Genomic DNA, 21,940 nt, shown 5'->3' with positions numbered 1-21,940 from the left:
ACCACCCGGGCATGGCCCGGCAAGGACTCCCCATGCCTACAGAAAACAAACCGTCTGATCCCTTCGGACCGCACGGCCGTACCTTTCACATTCACCTGAGCGTGCGCGGCGCAATCCGCGACTTCAGCAAGCGCCAGCTCAAGGGCATGTTCCGCGTGGATGGGCGTGAGTGCACCGCCGACGAGGCGAAGGATCATCTGCTCGAAGCGCTGGCCCAGGGCAAAGAGGTGCTTCCTTTCGGTCCGCCGTGTGAAGGATTCGATTTTTCCGGTGGCGGCTGCCCAGGTCATGACAAGGAGGTCGCATGAAGCGAATCTACCTCAGCGGCCCCATGAGCGGCTTGCCCGGGCTGAACTTCCCCACCTTCCACAGCATGACCGCCAGCCTCCGCGCCAGCGGCCACACAGTCACCAACCCCGCCGAGATAAACCCAGAAGGCGGCACCTGGACCGACTGTATGCGCCGCGACATTGCCGCCCTGATGGACTGCGACACCGTGGCCACCATGCCCGTCTGGGAACATTCAAAGGGTGCCCGCCTGGAAGTCCCGAAGCCGAAAGCCTTGCCCTATGAAAACATTTACCGGCCCTTTCCAAATGAGTATCCAAGAGCCAATGTAATAATTGGTAAAAATATAGACCACACGCCCTTCACCACTTCAAGAATTTCAGCAGCAGTCATCTCTGGAGGTGCAAATGTTCTGATATAAATAGCGCCACAGGTTACTGAGCCAATCACAAAACTCCAAAATATCGTTATATATATAAATGTATCTTTGGCATATTCACCAGAGCCAATTTGCTTCGTAATCATCCCTTCAACCTGATGGGTAGGTTGCGAAGTCGTGTTTTCAATCTTTGTTCGTGGCTGGTCTTCAACTTCGCCATCCTGCGGGTTAGCATTATTAATCATGCTATTTCCTCAACCCAAACATGATAATCAAACTTTCTAGCACCTACAGTCGCCCCACCATGCAGCTTTGAAAAATAAGTTAAATATATTTGCCACTTTCCGGATTTTGCTATCTTGAAGGGCGAATAGATAAACTCGCCTTTTCTGCTATTATGATTATATAAATTTATATAAAGCTTGCCTTCATCAACATTAACTTTATATCTTGATTTCTCATTTTCAGCATCTTCTAAAAACCGAACAATGCATGACCACTCGTCAAGGAATATTTCAAATTCAGGATTTTCGCCAGTCAACGAAACCGACTGACTACTCACCATATACTTCGTCCCAACTCTAGTCTTAACAACAGGCAGAAACATGTCTTTCATATTTAATTCCGTATAGAACCTAGACGCAGCCCAGATAATGAGATTACTGTAAATTCAAGCTAAACATTAACTATTTAACGCACATCAGCCAGCCTCCAAGCTTTGGCCCATTAACGCAAATCATATGACTGCTTAAAGCATCCTCTATCAAGTAACTTGGCGAGTCATAACTCAGCCACGCGTAAAATACCACATATTAAAAAGCCAGGCGGAACGCTGGCCTCCCCGCCCGAACGCAAGAACCCATAACCCCAATCCCCCTACATGCCTGCCGGTGAGCGGCGGGCGAGGTATCTCTATGTCCACCCAATCCTACCCATTCTATGCCTGGGCACTCACCAAGGATTTCGCACCACACCGAGTTGAACTGGTGAGTAGCGGATCACTCGGGCGGCACCAGACGGCAGGAGGCAAAAGCTATTCCAGCCCAGAGCTTCATGGATGTAAGAGGCGTGCGGTGATTTGGGCGAGAGCCAGCCTGGCGAGGCAGGAACTGGCACTTGCCGAGCGAATGGCATTGCTTGAGCGCCGCAAACAGGAACTGGCGAAGCACGCAGACTTTTAACCACCTTCTGCCGCCCAGCGCGGCAAGGACACCCCATGTTCGCTATGAAACTCACCCTGATACTGCTGGGCGCTTTGCTGTACCTGGTAGGCAGCGGATGCTGGTTCTTCTGGATCGCCCCCCGCCTTCTGGCCGACGGCGAAACGGCCGACATCCTCTACGCCTTCGCCGGCACTTGCGCCTGGCTGCTGATCAGCTTCGGCCTAGCCATCCACATCATTAAGACAGCGCGGCCCACTGTGGGCGGCGGGAGGTAGATATGCAGGCTGAAATACTGTCGGACGATGAGCTCGCCGACCTTACCGGTTACAAGCGTCGATGTGATCAGCGCAAATGGCTCAAGGATCGCAACTGGGTGTACGTCGAGAGCCGCGGCGGCCGGCCACTGGTTGGTCGGATGTTCGCCCGCATGAAGCTGGGCATGGTCAACGCCACAATTGCTGATCCAAACCCGCCACCGGCGCGTCCGGCTTGGACGCCTGATTTCTCCAGAGTGAACTGATATGCGCCCCCGGAACACGGAAAACAGGGACTTGCCGCCAGGAATGGTGCGCCGCAAGCGCCCAAGGAAGAATGGAAAGATCTGGATCGGCTACTACTACCGTGACTCAGCGGGAAAAGAGATTCCGCTTGGAACGGACCTGAGCAAAGCCCGGCTGAAGTGGGCCGAACTGGAGGCCAAAGAAAAGCCTGCCGACCTGACAACGATGAAGGGCATCTTCGACCGGTACGTGCGCGACGTCATCCCAAAAAAGGGGGAGCGGACCCAGAAGGACAACATGGCCGAACTGAAACAGCTTCGTCCTACGTTTGATGAGGCGCCCATCGATTCAATTACGCCGTTCAACATCGCAGGCTACCGTGATGCCCGCTCAGCGAAGGTTCGTGCCAACCGCGAGATCGCGCTCCTGTCCCACGTTTTCAACATGGCCAGGGAGTGGGGGCTGACGGAGCGGGAGAACCCTTGCCAGGGCATCAGGAAGAACAAGGAAGCGCCGCGTGATTACTACGCCAACGCGGCTGTTTGGGATGCCGTCTACGCAGTTGCCGAACAAGAACTCAAGGAAGCCATGGACCTGGGTTATTTGACCGGACAGCGGCCTGCTGACGTGCTGATCATGCGTAGCGACGATACCGAAGGTGACTACTTCCTGGTAACGCAGGGCAAGACTGGCCAGAAGCTTCGAATCCTTATGCGTACGGAGGCCGGGGAAAACAGCTTGGGGAGATTGGTCAGGGAGATTGGCGAAAGGAATGTCGGTCATTCATCCAAATACCTGTTGATCAACAGGTATGGAAAGCGAATGACGAAGGGGATGTTGCGCTTGCGCTGGGACAAGGCTCGGGAAAAAGCCCAGCAGAACGCCATCGAACAGGGCGACCCGCTGCTCGCGGCCAAGATTGGAGGGTTTCAGTTCCGCGACATCCGGCCGAAGGCCGCGTCGGAAATCATCGATATCGGGGATGCCAGCCTGCTGCTGGGACACAGCAAACAGGAGATCACAAAGCGGGTTTACAGGAGGATTGGCGCCACCGCGAAACCGTCCAAATAGGCAAAGTTTCGGAACTCCTACCCGAAAGTTTCGGAACTCCCGCCAAAAGCAGAAGAAACATTCTCAAACCCCAGAAACGCAAAAGCCCCGCTTTCGCGAGGCTTTCGTGTAAATCTTGGCGGGAAACCAGGGATTCGAACCCTGGGAACGCTATTAACGTTCGCCGGTTTTCAAGACCGGTGCATTCAACCACTCTGCCAATTTCCCTTGTGCATCACAGGATTATAGTAGCCCATCCCGTGTCAGCGGGCGCCATAATACCCGAATGAAACACACTGTCAAACTCTCTGCATCGCTTGTTACAGAGCGTCTGTTATGATCTTTGCGACTGAACGTTTCAAAACTGAAGGAGTGTCGCCATGCGCGAACAGAATTACGCAGTGAATGGCAACGCGCAGGCTGAGCAGCTTGAAGTCAGCCGCGTGTTGCGCAATACGTACGGCTTGCTCGCCTTGACGCTCGCATTCAGCGGCGTGATGGCGTATGTGGCCCAACAGATGCGCGTTGGTTATCCGAATATCTTTGTCGTGCTGATCGGCTTCTATGGTCTGTTCTTCCTGACCAACAAGCTGCGCGATTCGGCCTGGGGCCTGGTGTCGGCGTTTGCCTTGACCGGTTTCATGGGCTTTATCCTCGGCCCGATCCTCAACCGTTACCTCGGCATGGCCGGCGGTGCGGAAGTGGTCAGTTCGGCGTTTGCCATGACGGCGCTGGTATTTGGTGGCCTGTCGGCCTACGTGCTGATCAGCCGTAAGGACATGAGCTTCCTGGGTGGCTTCATCACCGCAGGCTTCTTCGTGTTGCTGGCGGCGGTGGTGGCCAGCATGTTCTTCCAGATCAGCGGCCTGCAACTGGCGATCAGCGCAGGTTTTGTGCTGTTTTCCTCGGTGTGCATCCTGTTCCAGACCAGCGCCATCATCCACGGTGGTGAGCGTAACTACATCATGGCCACCATCAGCCTGTATGTATCGATCTACAACCTGTTTATCAGCCTGTTGCAGATCTTCGGCATCATGAGCCGCGACGACTGATCAACCAGCGCAATAAAAAATGCCCCGTATCGCAAGATACGGGGCATTTTCATTTCCAGGCCTGAAAGATCAGTACTGGTTGGGTTCCATCTCCAGCTCAACCTTGAAACGCTTGAAGATATCCTGCTGGATACGTAGCGCCAGGTTGGCAATCTCGCGCCCTGTGGCTGCGCCGTAGTTGACCAGCACCAGCGCCTGCATCTTGTGTACCCCCGCATCGCCGTCTCGAAAGCCCTTCCACCCTGCCTTGTCGATCAGCCAGCCGGCGGCGAGTTTCATTTGCCCGTCGGCCTGAGGGTATGCGACCAAGTCCGGGTATTGGCTTTGCAGTTCGGCAGCGAGGGCCTGGGACACCAGTGGGTTCTTGAAGAAGCTGCCGGCATTGCCCAACTCTGCCGGGTCCGGCAGTTTCTCGCGGCGAATGCTGCAAATCGCCCGGCTCACATCGCTTGGTGTAGCGTGGGTGATGCCCTGCGCGGTCAGGCGCTGTTGCACCGGGCCGTAGTCGAGTTTCAGGTGAGTGGTGCGGCTGAGGGCAAAGCGTACCCGCAGGATCAACCACCGCCCGACTTCATGCTTGAACAGGCTGTCACGGTAAGCAAAGTTGCATTCGTCCAGGCTGAAATCCCGCAGTTCGCCTGTCTGGCGATCCAGGGCGGTGAGGCCGGCGAAGACATCCTTGATCTCCACGCCATAGGCCCCGATGTTCTGCATGGGTGCGGCGCCGACGGTGCCGGGGATCAGGCTGAGGTTTTCCAGGCCGCAGAAGCCGTGTTCAAGGGTCCACAAAACGAACGGGTGCCAGGCTTCGCCCGCTTCGGCTTCGACCAGCACGCGCACGCCATCGTCGTGCAGCACGCGAATGCCTTCTGTTGCCATGCGCAACACCAACGCTGGGACATCCTGGGTCAACAGCAAATTGCTGCCGCCACCGATCACCAGCAACGGTACCGCGTGTGCAGCGGCATAGGCGATGGCTTCGCGAACCTCGGCATCGCTGTGGGCCTCGGCAAATAATTGAGCGCGCACATCAATGCCAAAGCTGTTGAATGGCTTGAGCGATACCTGCGCAAGCACTTGCAAGGTCATAACCGCCCCTTCAATTCGATCACCAATAAATCACAGGCGCGCTCGATCAGGTCCAGGACCCGCTCGAAACCTTGTTCACCTTCGTAGTAAGGGTCTGGCACTTCATCCACTTCGCCGTCAAAGCGGCGCAGGAACAAATCCAGTTCCGCCTTGCCCTGCCCCGGCTGCATGGACTTGAGGTTGCGCAGGTTGCTGTGATCCATGGCCAGGATCAGGTCATAGCGCGCAAAATCGGCGCGGGAAACCTGCTGGGCACGCTGGGATGACAGATCGTAACCACGCCCCAGTGCCGCACGCTGGCTGCGCTGGTCCGGCGGGTTGCCGACATGCCATTCACCGGTGCCGGCAGACGCCACCTCGATCTGGCCGGCCAAGCCCGCCTCGCGCAATTTATGGCGCAGGACGCCTTCAGCGGTTGGCGAGCGGCAGATATTGCCCAGGCATACAAACAGAACTTCCATCAGGCGCCCAGCAGGCGACGGACGCGCTCGAGGTCTTCCTGAGTGTCGACACCCGCCGGCGGCGCTTCCAACGCATCGCCCACATGGATCCGCACGCCGTGCCACAGGGCACGCAGTTGTTCCAGGGATTCGGTGTTTTCCAGCCAGCACGGGCCCCAGCTGACAAAATCATGCAGGAAACCCGCGCGGTAGGCGTAGATGCCGATATGGCGGCGATACGGCACGCCTTCCGGCAACACGTCGCGACTCCTGGCAAAGGCATCCCGCGCCCACGGCAAGGTAGAGCGACTGAAGGTCAGTGCCAGGCCGTTGATGTCGCTGACCACTTTCACCACGTTCGGGTTGAACAGCGTCTCGATGTCTTCGATCGGTTCGGCCAGGGTCGCCATACGCGCCTCGCCATGGGCCGCGAGGTTGGCGGCGACCTGGTCGATGACACCCGGCGGTATCAATGGCTCGTCACCTTGCACGTTGACCACGATGGCGTCGGGCGCCAGGCCAAGCTTGGTCGCCACCTCGGCCAGACGATCAGTGCCGGAGTTATGGTCTTCGCGGGTCAGGACGGCTTCGGCACCGAACCCTTTGCACGCCTCGATGATACGCGGGTCATCGGTGGCCACCACTACACGCTCGGCGCTGCTCTTGCACGCTTGTTCCCACACCAGCTGGATCATCGGCTTGGTGCCGATCATTTGCAGCGGTTTGCCCGGCAGGCGCGTCGAGGCATAGCGCGAGGGAATGACGACGGTAAAGGCGGTGGTCATTTATCCAGGCGCTCATCGGTGGTCAGGGTACGGGCTTCGCTTTCAAGCATCACCGGGATGCCATCACGTATCGGGTAAGCCAGGCCGGCACCTTTGCTGATCAGCTCGGTTTTGTCGGCGCTGAGCTTGAGCGGGCCTTTGCAGATCGGGCAAGCGAGGATGTCGAGCAGTTTGGTGTCCATGAGTGATTCCTGGAAAGAAGCGTTAAGGCAATAGACGGTTGGGCAGCAGACGCATCAGCTGCGTGTCGAACCAGGCGACAAACGCCGGCGACGGCACCGCATCCACCGCAAGGTACCACCAGTCGGGCTGGGCAAAGGCGCGGCACTTCACCGCGTCCTTTTCGGTCATGACCAGCGGCAATGACGGGGTAAAATTCAAGACCTCGGCGCTGTAGGGCGCGTGGTCGGCAAAAGCATGGGGCAGCGGCTGCCAGTGTAGCGTTTCAAGGGTATTGAAGAAACGTTGCGGATTGCCGATACCGGCGACCGCATGCACCTGTTGGCCCGGCGCAAAGTGCGTGACGGGCTGGCGCTCGCCGCTGTGCAGGTTGACCAGCGCGGTGGGCTGCAGCCGGAAGGCAAAACCATCCTTACGGTCCGAACCGGCACCGTTATAGAGCAACGCATCCACACTTTGCAGGCGCTCCACCGGCTCGCGCAACGGCCCGGCCGGCAGGCAGCGACGATTGCCGAGGCCACGGGCAGCGTCGATCAGCACCAGTTCGAGATCGCGGGCCAGGCGGTAATGCTGAAGGCCGTCGTCGGAGAGGATCAGGTCCAGCGGTTCACTGGCCAAGAGGGCCTTTACCGCGCGGCTGCGATCGGGGTCGATCATCAGCGCTACGCCGCTGCGCTGCACGATCAGCAAGGGCTCGTCGCCGGCCACCTCGGCACTGTGGCTGGCCTCGACCCGCCACGGCAACTGCGGCGGCTTGGCACCGTAGCCACGACTGACCACGCCCACGCGCAAACCGCTACGACGGCAATGCTCGATCAACCACAGGATCAGCGGCGTCTTGCCGGTGCCTCCCACGGTGATATTGCCGACCACCACCACCGGCACCGGCGATTGATAAATCTCGCCCTCGCCTGCCACGAAGCGCGCACGCTTGCGTTGCACCACCCGGCGATACAGTGACTCCAGCGGCCGCAACAGCACCAGTGCCGGATGGCCCTCATACCAGGCCTTGAGCAAACGATCGGACATGGCCATCAGGGCGGGCTCGCCGCCTCGACGGTGGTCATGCGCAAATGGCTGAAGCCGAGCTTGCCGGCCGCGTCCATGGCGGTGATCACCGCTTGGTGCTGGGTCTTGCCATCAGCACTGATCGACAGCGGTAGCTGGGTGTCGCCACCGGACTCTTTCTGCAAGGCCTCCATCAGGCTGGCGAGATCGTTTTTCTGCAGCAATTGGTTATTCACTGAAAATACGCCGTCTGCGCTGATGGCAATATCCAGTTGCTTGACCTGCTGGTCTTCGGCAGGTGAACCGCTCACCGCCTCCGGCAAGTCGACACGCAGCTGGGTTTCCCGGGTGAAGGTGGTGGTCACGACAAAGAACAGCAGCAGGATGAACACCACGTCGATCAATGACGCGAGGTTGATATCGACATTTTCCCGTTGCTTGCGGCGAAATTTCACGCTTTGCCCTCGACCAGGTCTACGTCACGATCGCCCTGCACCACTTCCACCAGCTTGATGGCCTCCTGTTCCATGCCAACCACCAGTTCGTCGATGCGACGCTGCAGGAAGCGGTGGAAGAACACCGAAGGAATCCCCACCATCAGGCCGGCGGCGGTGGTGATCAATGCCTTGGAAATCCCCCCGGCCAATACTGCCGCGTTGGTGGTCATGCCCGAACCCATGAACGAGCTGAAGATATCGATCATGCCCAGCACCGTGCCAAGCAAACCGAGCAGCGGTGCCATGGCGGCAATGGTGCCGAGGGCATTGATGTAGCGCTCCAGTTCATGGATAACCCGGGCAGCCGCTTCTTCGATGCACTCTTTCATGATCTCGCGACCATGCTTGGAGTTGGCCAGGCCGGCAGCGAGGATTTCACCCAGCGGCGAATTGGCGCGCAGCTCCTTGAGTTTTTGCTTGTCGAGCTGTTTGTTCTTGATCCAGCCCCAGACCTGCCCCAGCAGGTGTTCAGGGGTTACGCGACTGGCGCGCAGGGTCCACAGGCGTTCGGCGACGATGCCGAGTGCGGCGATGGAGCTCAGAATGATCGGCAACATCATCCAGCCGCCGGATTTGACCAATTCCCACACAGTGAATGTCCCCTCGAAAAAGTGCGCCACTTTACCATATAGGTTCGGCAGCGGGGTTCGTCGGCAACAGGCCCGCCTGTCGCGCCCCTGAGTCTTTGGTAACGCTGGGTTACGGTAACGGTTCGCGCCAGAAACGACGTTGACTGCGCGCAACCGTCGGTGGCGTGAATGCCCCCAGGCGCAGCCGTACAGCGCCTTGCTCGGCACTGTCGTATACCCGGCTACCCAGCGCCTGATAGCGCTCCAGCACCTGCGGATGCGGATGACCGAACGCGTTGCCGCGCCCCCGGGAAATCAGCACCGCGGTTGGCGCCAGCCGCTGCAGGAAAGCCCAGGACGAAGAACTGCGGCTGCCATGGTGCGGGGCTTGCAGCCAGTCGGTCGGAACCGCCAGCGGCGAGGCCAGAAATGCTTGCTCGGCGGCGCGATCGATATCACCGGTGAGCAGCAAGCGTTCACCGTTGGCCTGGACCTGCAATACACAGGATTTCGGATTGCCCTCGATAGCACCAGGCCATTGCCACAGTTCGAATGCCACGCCGTCCCACTCCCAATGTTCACCGCTCCTGCAGGGTTGCGTAGCAAGAAACGCTGGCAGCCCTTCGGTTTCACCGCCTACTACACGCTTTATGGGCAGGCCACGGGCCACCGCCGTCGCACCTCCGGCATGATCGGCATCGGCATGACTGAGCAGCATCATGTCCAACTGCCCTACCCCGAGCTTCTGCAACGACGGCAAGACCACGCGCGCGCCCAGATCGACAGGCCCCGAGCGCGGCCCGGCATCGTAGAGCAAGGTGTGATCGCGGGTCCGCAGAATCAGTGCCTGGCCCTGGCCAACATCCAACTGCAACACCTCCACCTGGCCATGGGGCACCCCATCCCTGGGTGGAAACACTGCCACCAACAGCATGGGCCAACCCAATACTCGAAACGGCAGCCCCTTGGGCAACAACACAATCACTGCGCCCGCCAGGCTCACCAGCCAATACCTCAAAGGCACCTCAGCCGGTACCCAGGCCGGCAGTTGTGCAGCCAGCAGCGCCAGGCCCTTGAACAAACCGTCCAGTGCGCCACCGGCCAGCCACAACATGCCCTCGCCGACCAACGGCACCCACAGCAGCGCCGTGCCCAGCAGCGCCGTGCCCAGCAGCGCCAAAGGCAGTACCACCAGGCTGATCCAGGGCACGGCGACCAGATTGGCCACGGGGGCACTGAGGCTGATGGGCAACCCCAACACCAGCAGGACCGGAAACAAGCCAATTGCGATCAACCACTGTGGACGGGTCCAGATTTGCCAGACGCTCCACGGCCCCAGGCGCCCGCTGAATGCCCACACCAACACCGCGACCGCCGCAAACGACAACCAGAACCCCGGCTGTAGACTGGCCAAGGGCTCGATGAGCAACACGCCATTCAACGCCAGCAACAACGGCCACCACACCCCCAAATGGCGAAAACGCAAACGCCACAACAGCACCAGGCCCACCATCACACAAGCCCGCTGCACCGGCACGCCGGACCCTGCCAGCAGGCCATAGCCCAACGCCCCGGCAAACGCCAAGCCGCACGCCCATGGCAGCCATGGCCAGCCTCGCGGCCAGCAACCATAGCGCGCCAACATAGAGATCAAGCCGTAGATCAACCCCGCCAACAAACCAATGTGCTGTCCGGAAATCACCAGCAGATGCACCGTGCCGGTGTTCTGCAACACCTGCCAATCCTCAGGTGCAAGCCCGGAACCGTCGCCCAGCACCAACGCCGCCAGGCCCGCCTCGCGGCCGTGCGCTTCCACGGCCATCAGGCGCTGGCGAACGGCATCGCGCCAGGCATTGCGCGCCGGCGCCAGGCGCTCACCATCCTTGACCGTCGCGCTGGCGCCGATACGCTGGGCCAGCAGCCAGGCTTCGTGGTCAAAGCCATGAAAATTGAGCAGGCCGGCGGGCCGCTTGAGCGTCAGTGCCAGACGCCAGTACTCGCCGCTGTTTACTGTCGGCCCGCCGTGCCAGGACACCCGGATACGTTTGGGCAGCCGTGCATTGCGCGACCGACTGTCGGCCAACTCGAATCGCACGCCCGTGCCGGTCTGCTGCGGCAAGCCGATGACACGCCCTTGTACCCAGCGCGTCTGCCCGTCCAGCGCCGGTTGCAATCGATCATCCAGCGCCCACTGTGCGCTGATGCAGGCCCAACTCAGGCCGACCAGAAAAAACGCCACGGGATAGGTACGAAAAGGCAGCAGCATCAAGGCCAGTATCAGCATGGCCAGCAACCCGGCGCCAGACGGCAATGCGGGTAACCAGCGCAATACCAGCAACCCCAGCGCCAGCGCGAACATCCCTGTTTTCATGAATCATCCTTTTCCAGTGATCCATTCAGTCTTAGCCGGCTGACCGAGAGCGCCTATGATGTTTTGTCACAAAGTCTGAATTTTCTGTTTATAGAATCCGGGCATACTTGCCCTTCAAATTGACCTGGACCCCTTATGCCCCGGCGCTTATTCAAACGGTACATGCCCGATCCCAGCAGCATCAGGGAACACAAGTCATTACAGTTTCTTGGCACCCTGCTGCATGATCCGAACCTCTGGCACCTGAACCGGCATTCGGTGGCTCGCGCCATGGCGGTGGGTTTATTTGCGGCGTTTATACCGATTCCGTTGCAGATGCTGCTTGCGGCGATCCTGGCGATCACCGTGCGCGGCAATATGCCGATAGCGGTCAGCCTGGTGTGGCTGACCAATCCGGTCACCATGCCGGTGGTATTCGTCTGTACCTACCTGACCGGCGCCTGGCTGATGAATGTGCCGCCACGCAGCCTACCTGACGATTTGACATGGGAATGGATCAGCGGCCAGTTGAGCACGCTCTGGCAACCGTTTCTGCTGGGTTCGGTGGTACTGGGGCTGGTGCTGGGGGCGCTGGCTTATTGCTTGACCATGGCCTACTGGCGCTGGTGGGTCGCGCATCAGTGGAAGAAACGCAAGCTGCGTCGCCGTTGACGGTTAACGGGCCGGCAAGCGTATATGTACGCGCAAACCCGGCCCGCAGTTCTGCGCCCATAAGCGCCCGCCCTGACGCTGCACGGCGTTGCGGGCAATGCTCAAGCCCAGGCCGAACCCGCCGTCGCCGGGCCGCGAGCCGTCCAACCGGGTAAAGGGCGCGAAGATAGTTTCCAAATCCTGCTCATCAATACCGCCGCCCTGGTCCTGTAGCCAGATATGCCAATAGTCTCCTTCGCGGCAGCCGTCGAGTAGCACGGTACCCTCGGCTGGCGAGTGGCGTATGGCGTTGCGCAGGATATTCTCCAGAGCCTGGGCCAGTGCATTCAGGTTGCCGCGCACCCAACTGTCGGCGGGCAACAGACATGGCAGGCGCGATGCCGGCCAGTGGCTTTCGAAACAGGCGTTTTCCCGCAACATGTCCCACAGCGCCTGGAGCTGAATGTCTTCCTGGGGCAGCGGCGCTGTTTCACTGTCGAGCCAGGCCAGTTGCAGGCTGTCTTCCACCAGGCGCTGCATGGCGTCGATTTCCCGACCCAGGCGCTCACGCAGCCTGGCCGGGTCTTGCTCGCTGTCGCAGGCCACCCGCAGGCGACTCAAAGGCGTGCGCAATTCATGGGACATGTCGCGCAGCAACTGCTGTTGCAAGCGCACCGTACCCTGCAAGCGTTCAGACATATGGTCAAAGGCGCGCCCCAGCTCCCCGAGCTCATCCTGTCGACTGGTCGCATCCCGGGACATACGCGTATTCAACTGATCTGCACGCCAGGCATTGGCCTGCTCGCGCAATTGATTGAGGGGCATGATCAGCAGCCGATAGAGGCCGATGCACAGCAACAAGGTAAACAGGCCCGGGATGACGCCATTGGTCACCACCCGCCAGAACAGTTGATAACGCCCCGGCATAAAGCGCTGCGGCAACTCGATCACCAGCGACCCCATCCCAGGATCAACCGGAAACGGTACCTTCATCCACGGCAATCCGATGACATGTCGGCTGACCGGCCAATCCAGCCCGCGCAAGAAGGTCAGGCGCTGGCTTTCCTTGTCGCTGAGCGGCGTGCTGCCCAGGGATTGCAAATCGTTGCCGATCACACCCACCCAGGTGGTTTCACGCTTGGCCATCAGTTGCAACCAGGCATCCACGCCGGCGCGGCCTTGTGTACTCCACGCCAGTTCGGCACCTGCAGCGTAACCGCTGAGGATCTCCCGCGACTTGTCGGACAGGTAAGCACTCTGCTGCTCCATGTAGCGGCCCCACGACCAACTGAGCCAAATCATCAGCAAACAGAAGGCGATCAACAGGCAGGCCAGCTTCCAGAACAACGAGTGTTTGCCAGGCAGCCGCTCAAAGCCCTTCATCATGACCGCTCAGCACATAGCCTTTGCCCCACACTGTGCGTACTTCTCGCTCGGCGTAGCCGATGGCCTTGAGTTTGCGGCGAATCTGACTGACGTGCATGTCGAGGCTGCGGTCATGGGGTGCATAACCGCGCTGCAGCACGTGTTGATACAGGAAGGCTTTGCTGAGCACTTCTTCAACATTGCGCTGCAGGGTTTCCAGCAGCCGGTATTCGCTGCGCGTCAACCCGGCCCAGTGTTGCTGGCAGGCCACATCACAGCGCTCATCGTCAAACTGCAACACCCGGGCATCCTCACGCATCACCGGGCGCGGCGGCTCGGGTCGGCGATCCAGGGCCACGCGGCGCAGGATGGCTTCAATGCGCACACGCAGCTCTACCATGCTGAACGGTTTGGGCAGGTAGTCGTCCGCCCCCAGGCGAAAACCGCTGATGCGATCGGCTTCAGCGCCCAGGGCCGACATCAGGATCACCGGCATGGCATGGCTCTTGCGCAAATGGGTGAGGATCGACAAGCCGTCGAGCCCCGGCAGCAGGATGTCCATCAACACCAGGTCGAACGCCTGCTCGCAAGCCATTTGCAGGCCCTGTTGGCCGTTGCGGCACCACGTCACCTGAAAACCACTACGGCCAAGTTGCTCATGCACGTAGGCACCCAGCACAGGGTCATCTTCGATGGTCAGGATTGTGGGTAGGCCAACTGCTGCGGGAGTCATTAGCGTCTGCAAGTCATTCTCAATCACTGATTATTCAAGATTAAACGTTCACAGGCAATCGCCACCCGGCGCCGAATGGCCCGAAGATTGCCGCATGTCATTAATTTGCAAGATTCCAGACCGCGCAAATGGCTACACTGCGCAGGTGGCACGGGCCGGATGCCTGTGTGGATAATGGATAACAACGTGGTAGCAGGAGAGTGGCGTGCTTAGAAGAATGGGGATAAAAGGCCGCGTACTGTTGCTGACCTTATTACCGACCAGCCTGATGGCTCTGTTGTTGGGAGGCTATTTCACCTGGATGCAACTTTCGGAGTTGCAGAGCCAGTTGCTGCAGCGCGGCGAAATGATTGCCGAGCAATTGGCGCCATTGGTAGCGCCGGCCCTGGGCCACAAGAACGCCGAGCTGCTGGAACGCATCGCCACCCAGTCCCTGGAGCAACCGGACGTGCGCGCCGTGTCGTTCCTGGCGCCAGACCGTTCGTCCCTGGCCCACGCCGGCCCGACCATGCTCAACCCACCACCCACCGGCAACAGTTCGCGCCTGTTGCAGCGCACCGGCAACGATGCCACCCGCTATCTGCTGCCGGTATTCGGCCGTCATCGCAACCTCGCCGGCGACGTGATCCCGGATGAGGCAGACCGCCTGCTGGGCTGGGTCGAAGTGGAGCTGTCCCACAATGGCATGTTGCTGCGCGGCTACCGCAGCCTGTTCGCCAGCCTGTTGTTGATCGCCATCGGCCTGATGTTCACCGCAGCGCTCGCCCTGCGGATCAGCCGCACCATCAATTCGCCGATTGGCCAGATCAAGCAAGCCGTGGCCCAGCTCAAGGACGGCAACCTGGAAACACGCCTGCCGCCCCTGGGCAGCCAGGAACTGGACCAGCTCGCATCGGGCATCAACCGCATGGCCGAAACCCTGCAAAACGCCCAGGAAGAACTGCAACACAGCATCGACCAGGCCACCGAGGACGTACGCCAGAACCTGGAGACCATCGAGATCCAGAACATCGAGCTGGACCTGGCGCGCAAGGAGGCCCTGGAGGCCAGTCGCATCAAGTCCGAGTTCCTGGCCAATATGAGCCATGAGATCCGCACGCCGCTCAACGGCATCCTCGGTTTTACTCATCTGCTGCAAAAAAGCGAGCTGTCGCCGCGCCAGCTGGATTACCTGGGCACTATTGAAAAATCCGCCGATAACCTGCTGGGCATCATCAACGAAATCCTCGACTTCTCAAAGATCGAGGCCGGCAAGCTGGTGCTCGACAGCGTGCCCTTCAACCTGCGGGACTTGCTGCAAGACACCCTGACCATCCTCGCCCCCGCCGCCCATGCCAAGCAACTCGAATTGGTGAGCCTGGTGTACCGCGATACGCCACTGGCGCTGGTGGGCGACCCGCTGCGGCTCAAGCAGATCCTGACCAACCTGATCAGCAACGCGATCAAGTTCACCCGCGAAGGCACCATCGTCGCCCGGGCGATGGTCGAGGACGAACAGGAGGACAGCGTGCAATTGCGCATCAGCGTGCAAGACACCGGCATAGGCCTGTCCAACCAGGATGTGCGCGCGCTGTTCCAGGCGTTCAGCCAGGCCGACAACTCGCTGTCCCGCCAACCTGGCGGCACCGGCCTGGGCCTGGTGATTTCCAAGCGTTTGATCGAGCAGATGGGCGGTGAAATCGGCGTCGACAGCACGCCGGGTGAAGGCTCGGAATTCTGGATCAGCCTGAACCTGCCCAAGACCCGCGACGACGTCGAAGACCTGCCCGCCCCGCCGCTGCTGGGTCGCCGCGTGGCCGTACTGGAAAACCACGAGCTGGCGCGCCAGGCCCTGCAACACCAACTGGAAGACTGCGGCCTGGAAGTCACACCCTTCAATACCCTGGAAAGCCTGACCAACGGCATCACCAGTGCGCACCAGACCGAGCAGGCCATCAGCCTGGCGGTGCTCGGCGTGACGGCCAATGACATTCCGCCCGAGCGTCTCAACCAGCACTTGTGGGACCTTGAACACCTGGGTTGCAAAGTGCTGGTGCTGTGCCCGACCACCGAACAGATGCTGTTCAACCAATCGGTACCCAACCCCAACAGCCAATTGCAGGCCAAGCCGGCCTGTACACGCAAGCTGCGCCGCTCCCTGGCCGACCTGATCAGCCCGCGCCCTTCACGCAGCGAGCCGGGTGAGCCGCTGTCCAGCCGTGCGCCGCGTGTACTGTGCGTGGACGACAACCCGGCGAACCTGTTGCTGGTACAAACCCTGCTGGAAGACATGGGCGCCAAGGTGCAGGCGGTCGAGAGCGGTTACGCGGCCATTGATGCGGTGAAGCAGGAAACCTTCGATCTGGTATTGATGGATGTACAAATGCCCGGCATGGACGGCCGCCAAAGCACTGAGGCGATCCGCCAGTGGGAAAGCGAGCGCCACGGCACGCCGCTGCCGGTGGTGGCCCTCACGGCACACGCCATGGCCAATGAAAAACGCGCCCTGCTGCAGAGCGGCATGGACGACTACCTGACCAAGCCCATCAGCGAGCGGCAACTGGCCCAGGTGGTGTTGAAGTGGACCGGCCTGGCCCTGCGTAACCAGGGCCCGGAACGCGTCAACGACGGCCCGGCTCAAGGTGTGCAACTGCTGGTGCTCGACCACGAGGAGGGCCTGCGCCTGGCCGCCAACAAGGCCGACCTCGCCGCAGACATGCTCGCCATGCTGCTGGCCTCCCTGGAAGCCGACCGCCTGGCGATTACCGTCGCCCGCGAAGCCAATGACAATCACGCCTTGATCGAGCGCGTGCACCGACTGCACGGCGCCACGCGCTACTGTGGCGTGCCGCAATTGCGCGCGGCGTGCCAACGCGCTGAAACCCTGCTCAAGCAGGACGATGCCAAGGCCATGGCCGCGCTGGATGAACTGGACATGGCGATTGCGCGGCTGGCCAGTGAAGCCAGAGTCAGCGCCTGACGCAATTTTATGGACAACACCAATCAAAATGTGGGAGCAAGCCCCCTCCCACATTTAGTCAGCATTTCCATCGTGTAAATTGCAGGGAGCCTTCTTGATGCGCGTCATTCTTTTCAGCAGCCAGACCTACGACCGTGACAGTTTTCTCGGTGAACCGCTCCCCTCGGCCCTGGAACTGCAATTCCAACCCGCCCGCCTCAACCTCGACACCGTAGCCCTGGCCGAACACCATGAGGTGGTCTGCGCCTTTATCAACGATGACCTCAGCGCCCCGGTGCTGGAGCAACTGGCCAAGGGCGGTACACGCTTGATTGCCCTGCGTTCGGCCGGCTACAACCATGTCGACTTGGTCGCCGCCAAACGCCTGGGCCTGAGCATCGTGCGCGTGCCCGCCTATTCACCCCACGCCGTGGCCGAACACGCCGTGGCGCTGATCCTGGCTCTCAACCGCCGTCTGCACCGTGCCTACAACCGTACCCGTGATGGCGACTTCAGCCTGCATGGGCTCACCGGTTTCGATCTGGTCGGCAAAACCGTCGGCGTGGTCGGCACCGGGCAGATCGGCGCGACCTTCGCCAAGATCATGGCCGGCTTCGGCTGCCAATTACTGGCTTATGACCCCTTCCCCAACCCACACGTCCAGGCCCTGGGCGCTCGCTACGTCAGCCTGCCCGACTTGCTGGCCGAGGCGCAGATCATCAGCCTGCACTGCCCGTTGACTGCCGACAGCAAACACCTGATCAACGCCCGTTCCCTGGCGCACATGCAGCCCGGTGCAATGCTGATCAACACCGGCCGCGGTGGCTTGGTCGATACGCCCGCGCTGATCGAAGCCCTCAAGGAGGGCCAATTGGGCTACCTGGGGCTGGACGTTTATGAAGAAGAAGCCCAGCTGTTTTTCGAGGACCGCTCGGACCTGCCCCTGCAAGACGACGTACTCGCTCGTCTGCTGACCTTCCCCAACGTGATCATCACTGCGCACCAGGCATTTCTCACTCGTGAAGCCCTGGCGGCGATCGCCGGTACGACGCTGGCCAACATTGTGGCGTGGGCCGATGGTCGGCCACAGAACCTGGTCGAGGGTTGATCAGCGGTCACATACCAGGCTCATGATGGGCCGGCACCCGTGATAGGATGCCGCGCCTATTTGGAGGATCCATGGCCGAACACGATTTCCGCTTCAGCTTGCTGAGCCCGCAACACACCCTGATCGAATGCCGCGCCCTTGTGCCGGGCCGTTACCAGGTCACCGGCAACGGTGGTTCGATCAAGCACGGTGACGTGCTGATCGTCACCCTGCGCGGCAGTAAAACCCTGTCGATGCGCCTGACCGTCGAAGGTGACGCACGCTACTCCATACGCCCGGCGGGCCAATGGGTCGCCATGGCCCAGGGGCCGAAGTTCGGCGAACTGGAAATTCACACCTGGAAGGTCAACTGCGACAGCTGCGACGCCGTGCTGGAGTTTGAATTCGCGGTGGAAACCAAGCTGACCAAAGAGCCGCTGCAACCGGCCGCCAACGCGCGCATCAAAGAACTCGGCTGGGCCAGCGAAGGCGACAAGCACCGCTGCCCGAAATGCCAGCAGGCCGCACAATGAAGGGCCCGCTGCTGCTCGCCGCAATCGGCGCGGCTCTGACGGGTTGTGCTGCCGACGGCCCGAAGCTCGAACGCGACCACAGCTACGTGGTGGAGTGGATCGGTGAGCGCCCGCTGATGGACTACGCGCACCTGACCGTCACCCTTGGCGCTGATGGCCGCGCCTACGGCAACGGCGGCTGCAATCACTGGTTTGCACCGTATACCGTCGAGGGTGACAAGCTCAGCTTCGGACCTATCGGCAGCACCCGCAAAATGTGCGCCGAGGCGTTGATGGAGCAGGAGCACCGCTTCTTCCAGGCCTTGCAAGGCGTGCAGCGCTGGGACATCTCGCCGATCGAACAGACGCGGTTCTGGCCGGCCGAGGGCAAGCCGATTCGTTTGTGGCTTGAAGAGGGCTGATATCCCCAGTCTTTGGATTGATGGGATCTCAATGTGGGAGGGGGCTTGCTCCCGATAGCAGTGTGTCAGTCAATACATCAATTGACTGTTACACCGCTATCGGGAGCAAGCCCCCTCCCACACTTTCTCTGAGGTGTTGCTTTAACCGCGCAGGGCCTTGAGCTTGGCCAGCACCCCTTCTGCAGTCTGCTCACCCATCAACTGCTCACGCACCTTGCCCTTGTCGTCGATGATGTAGGTCACCGGCAACGCCTCACTGCGTGGAATCTCGAAGATCCCGTCCGGGTTCTGGGCCAGGACCGTGAACTTGATCCCCAGCTTGTCGCTGGCGGCCTTCAGTTCCTCACCCTGCACATTGTCGAAGTTAACCCCGAATACCTCCACACCCTGCCCTTTCAGTTGCTCGGCCAAGGCATTGAGCTCGGGGATTTCCGTGCGGCACGGGCCACACCATTCGGCCCAGTAATTGACCACCAGCCACTGTTTGTCCAGGCGTTCGGCCGCCACTTTCTGGCCATATTGGTCAACGCCGTAATCGTTACCGCAGCCGCTGAGCAGCAGGGTTGTGATGATCGCCAATGCACCGATCAGTCGCCTTGTCATGGGGTATTCCTTCGCAAAAATGAACGTTGGCTGCGACCTATCGCCTCTTACGGTTTAAGGACAGGCGCCAGCGCAGGTAGAATACCCGCCACCTTACGCAAGATGCGACCCGCACATGACCGATCTGACGCTTTATCACAACCCGCGCTGCTCGAAATCCCGCGGTGCGCTCGAACTGCTTGAAGCTCGCGGCCTCAACCCGACCGTGGTGCGCTACCTGGAAACCCCGCTGGACGTCGCGCAAATCCAGGCCTTGCTCAAAAAGCTGGGGATCAGCGCGCGCCAACTGCTGCGCACCGGCGAAGAGGAATACAAAACCCTCAACCTGGCCGATGCCAACTTGAGCGAAGCGCAATTGATCGCCGCTATCGCCGGGCACCCCAAGCTGATGGAACGCCCGATCCTGGCAACTGCCGACAAAGCCATCATTGGCCGCCCACCCGAGAACGTATTGGAGATTCTGCCGTGACCACGCCCTATGTGCTGGTGCTGTATTACAGCCGCAACGGCTCGGTAAGCGAAATGGCCCGGCAGATTGCCCGGGGGATCGAGCAAGGCGGCATGGAAGCACGTCTGCGCACCGTGCCGGCGATTTCCACCGAGTGCGAAGCGGTGGCGCCGAGCATTCCCGAGGAAGGCGCGCTGTATGCCAGCCTGGATGATCTGAAGCACTGTTCAGGCCTGGCCCTGGGCAGCCCGACACGCTTTGGCAACATGGCTGCACCGCTCAAGTACTTCCTCGACGGCACCAGCAACCTGTGGCTCACCGGTGCCCTGGTCGGCAAGCCCGCCGGCGTGTTCACCTCTACCGCCAGCCTGCATGGCGGCCAGGAAACCACGCTGATGTCGATGTTGCTGCCGCTGCTGCACCACGGCATGTTGATCACCGGCCTGCCTTACAGCGAACAGGCACTGCTTGATACCCAGGGCGGCGGCACGCCATACGGCGCCAGCCACCATTCCGGGCCTGACGGCAAGCGGATGCTCGATCAACACGAAATCACCCTGTGCCGGGCCCTGGGCCTGCGCCTGGCCAAGACCGCCACGCTGCTGGAGCACGGCCGTGGCCAGGAAGCCTAAAGTCCTGCCGCCCCAGGCGTGGCTGGAACCGCGGGTAAACATTGCACGCGCACTGAGCCTGCTGGCGTTTTTTGCCCTGGTGGGCTTGTTGTGCGTGTACTACCTGTTCATCGCCGACCTGCATGGGGCGCGCCCATGGGTGATCCTGCTGATCGAACTGGTGCCGCTGCTGGTACTGGCGCCAGGGATGATGATCGGCAGTGCGCGCGGGCATTCGTGGATGTGCTTTGTGGTGAATCTGTATTTCATCAAGGGCGCGCTGGCGGCGTACGACCCGAACCGCCAGTGGTTCGGGGTGTTGGAGATGCTGGCGAGCCTGGCGGTGTTTTGCACGGCGCTGTTGTATGTGCGTTGGCGGCATCAGTTGAATCGGCGGTTGGCTGCAGAACCTGTATCGGCCTGAAGTCCGCTATCGCAGGCAAGCCAGCTCCCACATGTTGATAGGCGGCGCGGTCAAAATGTGCGGGCTGGCTTGCTCGCGAAGGCGTCACCTGGGTCTCAATGGTTGACGGTGTACGCCAACATCATCGACAACTGGCACATCGGCCGCCCACTCTCGGCATGCCACTGGTTGAAGGCGCCCTGTACTGTGACCAAATCCCGCAGGCTGGTCGGCGCCTTGTCGACGATCTTCTGCGCATTCAACGCCGCCACCACGTCATAGCTCGGCACAAACGTATCCTTGCCCACCATGCGCAGGAAACGCGGTGCCGACAGCCCGCCCAGTTGGTGGCCATGCTTGCTCAGGTATTTCCATAACCCGACGATATCGGTTACCGGCCAATCGGCGACAAACGCACCGAAGCTGCCCTTTTCCTGCTCGATATCCAGGATCATCTGCGCATTGCGCGGCACACTCTTGAGCTTGCCCAGGTGGCGGATGATGCGGGTGTCCTGCATCAGGCGTTCCAAGTGCTCGGCGCCCATCAGCACGACTTTTTCCGGATCGAAGCCGAAAAACACCTGTTCAAACGCCGGCCATTTCGCGTCGACCACACTGTGCTTCAAGCCCGCACGGAAGACCCGCAGCGCCAGGGTCGACAGGTAACGGTCATCGGTGATCTTGCGCAATTGCGCCGGGGTCTTGGGCACAGGCAGGTGGGCTTCCAGCTCGGCCGCCGAACCGAAGCGGTTCAGACAATATTCGTGCAGCCACTTGTAATCGCGCATGCCCTCTCCTGGCAGTTGAATTGAAAACG

The 21,940-nt window shown here is 60.5% G+C and carries 27 protein-coding genes and 1 tRNA gene; 14 read left to right on the top strand and 14 right to left on the bottom strand.

The window, feature by feature from the left end:
* Positions 1-32 precede the first annotated feature (32 nt).
* Both JH25_RS0127435 and JH25_RS28395 read left to right on the top strand, forming a co-directional pair.
* Positions 33-308: a hypothetical protein gene (locus JH25_RS0127435; protein ID WP_050549412.1), complete on the top strand. Its 276-nt coding sequence runs from the start codon at positions 33-35 to the stop codon at positions 306-308.
* A complete protein-coding gene (locus JH25_RS28395) occupies positions 305-709 on the top strand; it encodes a DUF4406 domain-containing protein (protein ID WP_081883338.1) in 405 nt (134 codons plus the stop codon). The genes JH25_RS0127435 and JH25_RS28395 overlap by 4 nt, the downstream gene beginning before the upstream one ends.
* Before the next feature lie 199 nt (positions 710-908).
* On the opposite strand, the gene JH25_RS01770 is transcribed toward JH25_RS28395, so the two are convergent.
* Complete coding sequence (locus JH25_RS01770) at positions 909-1,283, bottom strand: DUF6864 domain-containing function (protein ID WP_032880654.1); 375 nt, start codon at positions 1,281-1,283, stop codon at positions 909-911.
* 600 nt (positions 1,284-1,883) lie between these two features.
* Between JH25_RS01770 and JH25_RS01775 the strand changes: the two genes are divergently transcribed.
* The 3 genes from JH25_RS01775 to JH25_RS01785 are packed head-to-tail and all read left to right on the top strand — an operon-like array spanning position 1,884 to position 3,401.
* The gene (locus JH25_RS01775) at positions 1,884-2,105 is read left to right on the top strand and encodes a hypothetical protein (RefSeq protein WP_032880653.1); all 222 of its coding nucleotides are present in this window, start codon (positions 1,884-1,886) and stop codon (positions 2,103-2,105) included.
* A gap of 2 nt (positions 2,106-2,107) precedes the next feature.
* Positions 2,108-2,350 carry a DUF4224 domain-containing protein gene (locus JH25_RS01780; protein ID WP_032880652.1) on the top strand — a complete coding sequence of 81 codons (243 nt, stop codon included), beginning with the start codon at positions 2,108-2,110 and terminating at the stop codon, positions 2,348-2,350.
* 1 nt (position 2,351) lies between these two features.
* Complete coding sequence (locus tag JH25_RS01785) at positions 2,352-3,401, top strand: tyrosine-type recombinase/integrase (RefSeq protein ID WP_032880651.1); 1,050 nt, start codon at positions 2,352-2,354, stop codon at positions 3,399-3,401.
* 116 nt (positions 3,402-3,517) lie between these two features.
* On the opposite strand, the gene JH25_RS01790 is transcribed toward JH25_RS01785, so the two are convergent.
* Positions 3,518-3,608: transfer RNA gene (locus JH25_RS01790), tRNA-Ser, on the bottom strand.
* Positions 3,609-3,760: 152 nt separating this feature from the next.
* Between JH25_RS01790 and JH25_RS01795 the strand changes: the two genes are divergently transcribed.
* Positions 3,761-4,432 (top strand): Bax inhibitor-1/YccA family protein, encoded by a 672-nt coding sequence (locus JH25_RS01795; RefSeq protein ID WP_003192030.1) that lies wholly within the window; start codon positions 3,761-3,763, stop codon positions 4,430-4,432.
* Between the two features lie 69 nt (positions 4,433-4,501).
* Here the strand turns inward: JH25_RS01795 and murB are convergent, their stop codons facing one another.
* The 8 genes from murB to JH25_RS01835 all read right to left on the bottom strand — a co-directional run bounded on the left by murB (position 4,502) and on the right by JH25_RS01835 (position 11,371).
* The gene (murB, locus tag JH25_RS01800; protein ID WP_032880650.1) at positions 4,502-5,521 is read right to left on the bottom strand and encodes a UDP-N-acetylmuramate dehydrogenase; all 1,020 of its coding nucleotides are present in this window, start codon (positions 5,519-5,521) and stop codon (positions 4,502-4,504) included.
* The gene (locus JH25_RS01805; RefSeq protein ID WP_032880649.1) at positions 5,518-5,982 is read right to left on the bottom strand and encodes a low molecular weight protein-tyrosine-phosphatase; all 465 of its coding nucleotides are present in this window, start codon (positions 5,980-5,982) and stop codon (positions 5,518-5,520) included. Before JH25_RS01805 ends, murB begins: the two co-directional genes overlap by 4 nt.
* Entirely contained in the window at positions 5,982-6,746 is a 765-nt protein-coding gene (gene kdsB / locus JH25_RS01810) for a 3-deoxy-manno-octulosonate cytidylyltransferase (protein ID WP_032880648.1), read from the bottom strand. The genes JH25_RS01805 and kdsB overlap by 1 nt, the downstream gene beginning before the upstream one ends.
* Positions 6,743-6,928 (bottom strand): Trm112 family protein, encoded by a 186-nt coding sequence (locus JH25_RS01815; RefSeq protein WP_003174668.1) that lies wholly within the window; start codon positions 6,926-6,928, stop codon positions 6,743-6,745. The genes kdsB and JH25_RS01815 overlap by 4 nt, the downstream gene beginning before the upstream one ends.
* A 22-nt stretch (positions 6,929-6,950) precedes the next feature.
* Complete coding sequence (lpxK, locus tag JH25_RS01820) at positions 6,951-7,961, bottom strand: tetraacyldisaccharide 4'-kinase (RefSeq protein ID WP_032880646.1); 1,011 nt, start codon at positions 7,959-7,961, stop codon at positions 6,951-6,953.
* Positions 7,961-8,389 (bottom strand): ExbD/TolR family protein, encoded by a 429-nt coding sequence (locus JH25_RS01825; RefSeq protein WP_032880645.1) that lies wholly within the window; start codon positions 8,387-8,389, stop codon positions 7,961-7,963. The genes lpxK and JH25_RS01825 overlap by 1 nt, the downstream gene beginning before the upstream one ends.
* Positions 8,386-9,021 carry a MotA/TolQ/ExbB proton channel family protein gene (locus JH25_RS01830; protein ID WP_005789055.1) on the bottom strand — a complete coding sequence of 212 codons (636 nt, stop codon included), beginning with the start codon at positions 9,019-9,021 and terminating at the stop codon, positions 8,386-8,388. Before JH25_RS01830 ends, JH25_RS01825 begins: the two co-directional genes overlap by 4 nt.
* 109 nt (positions 9,022-9,130) lie before the next feature.
* Positions 9,131-11,371 (bottom strand): DNA internalization-related competence protein ComEC/Rec2, encoded by a 2,241-nt coding sequence (locus tag JH25_RS01835; RefSeq protein WP_032880644.1) that lies wholly within the window; start codon positions 11,369-11,371, stop codon positions 9,131-9,133.
* 135 nt (positions 11,372-11,506) lie between these two features.
* On the opposite strand from JH25_RS01835, the gene JH25_RS01840 reads away from it, so the two are divergent.
* Positions 11,507-12,022: a DUF2062 domain-containing protein gene (locus JH25_RS01840; protein ID WP_005789057.1), complete on the top strand. Its 516-nt coding sequence runs from the start codon at positions 11,507-11,509 to the stop codon at positions 12,020-12,022.
* A gap of 3 nt (positions 12,023-12,025) precedes the next feature.
* Here JH25_RS01840 and JH25_RS01845 read toward each other — a convergent pair whose 3' ends face one another.
* Both JH25_RS01845 and JH25_RS01850 read right to left on the bottom strand, forming a co-directional pair.
* The gene (locus JH25_RS01845; RefSeq protein WP_032880642.1) at positions 12,026-13,384 is read right to left on the bottom strand and encodes a sensor histidine kinase; all 1,359 of its coding nucleotides are present in this window, start codon (positions 13,382-13,384) and stop codon (positions 12,026-12,028) included.
* Complete coding sequence (locus tag JH25_RS01850) at positions 13,371-14,099, bottom strand: response regulator transcription factor (RefSeq protein ID WP_005789059.1); 729 nt, start codon at positions 14,097-14,099, stop codon at positions 13,371-13,373. Before JH25_RS01850 ends, JH25_RS01845 begins: the two co-directional genes overlap by 14 nt.
* 205 nt (positions 14,100-14,304) lie before the next feature.
* On the opposite strand from JH25_RS01850, the gene JH25_RS01855 reads away from it, so the two are divergent.
* From JH25_RS01855 to JH25_RS01870, 4 genes are all read left to right on the top strand, one after another.
* Positions 14,305-17,058: a response regulator gene (locus JH25_RS01855; protein ID WP_032880641.1), complete on the top strand. Its 2,754-nt coding sequence runs from the start codon at positions 14,305-14,307 to the stop codon at positions 17,056-17,058.
* Positions 17,059-17,155: 97 nt separating this feature from the next.
* Complete coding sequence (locus JH25_RS01860) at positions 17,156-18,145, top strand: 2-hydroxyacid dehydrogenase (RefSeq protein ID WP_032880640.1); 990 nt, start codon at positions 17,156-17,158, stop codon at positions 18,143-18,145.
* A gap of 71 nt (positions 18,146-18,216) precedes the next feature.
* The gene (locus tag JH25_RS01865; protein ID WP_032880639.1) at positions 18,217-18,657 is read left to right on the top strand and encodes a hypothetical protein; all 441 of its coding nucleotides are present in this window, start codon (positions 18,217-18,219) and stop codon (positions 18,655-18,657) included.
* Positions 18,654-19,058 (top strand): META domain-containing protein, encoded by a 405-nt coding sequence (locus JH25_RS01870; RefSeq protein ID WP_032880638.1) that lies wholly within the window; start codon positions 18,654-18,656, stop codon positions 19,056-19,058. The genes JH25_RS01865 and JH25_RS01870 overlap by 4 nt, the downstream gene beginning before the upstream one ends.
* 141 nt (positions 19,059-19,199) lie before the next feature.
* Here JH25_RS01870 and JH25_RS01875 read toward each other — a convergent pair whose 3' ends face one another.
* The gene (locus JH25_RS01875; protein ID WP_005789064.1) at positions 19,200-19,661 is read right to left on the bottom strand and encodes a TlpA disulfide reductase family protein; all 462 of its coding nucleotides are present in this window, start codon (positions 19,659-19,661) and stop codon (positions 19,200-19,202) included.
* Between the two features lie 115 nt (positions 19,662-19,776).
* Here JH25_RS01875 and arsC point away from each other — a divergent pair, with 115 nt between their 5' ends.
* The 3 genes from arsC to JH25_RS01890 are packed head-to-tail and all read left to right on the top strand — an operon-like array spanning position 19,777 to position 21,144.
* The gene (gene arsC, locus JH25_RS01880; RefSeq protein ID WP_032880637.1) at positions 19,777-20,130 is read left to right on the top strand and encodes an arsenate reductase (glutaredoxin); all 354 of its coding nucleotides are present in this window, start codon (positions 19,777-19,779) and stop codon (positions 20,128-20,130) included.
* Entirely contained in the window at positions 20,127-20,741 is a 615-nt protein-coding gene (gene wrbA / locus JH25_RS01885; protein WP_032880636.1) for an NAD(P)H:quinone oxidoreductase, read from the top strand. The genes arsC and wrbA overlap by 4 nt, the downstream gene beginning before the upstream one ends.
* Positions 20,725-21,144, top strand: coding sequence for a DUF2069 domain-containing protein (locus JH25_RS01890; protein ID WP_032880635.1), 420 nt, complete (start codon positions 20,725-20,727; stop codon positions 21,142-21,144). The genes wrbA and JH25_RS01890 overlap by 17 nt, the downstream gene beginning before the upstream one ends.
* A 95-nt stretch (positions 21,145-21,239) precedes the next feature.
* Here JH25_RS01890 and JH25_RS01895 read toward each other — a convergent pair whose 3' ends face one another.
* Positions 21,240-21,911 carry a DNA-3-methyladenine glycosylase I gene (locus JH25_RS01895; RefSeq protein ID WP_032880634.1) on the bottom strand — a complete coding sequence of 224 codons (672 nt, stop codon included), beginning with the start codon at positions 21,909-21,911 and terminating at the stop codon, positions 21,240-21,242.
* Positions 21,912-21,940 lie beyond the last annotated feature (29 nt).

It is taken from the genome of Pseudomonas sp. BRG-100, from assembly GCF_000737955.1.
GTDB classification, from domain to species: domain Bacteria; phylum Pseudomonadota; class Gammaproteobacteria; order Pseudomonadales; family Pseudomonadaceae; genus Aquipseudomonas; species Aquipseudomonas synxantha_A.
Note: the sequence above shows the minus strand (reverse complement) of the source record. Positions and strands in the feature narration are given on the sequence as shown.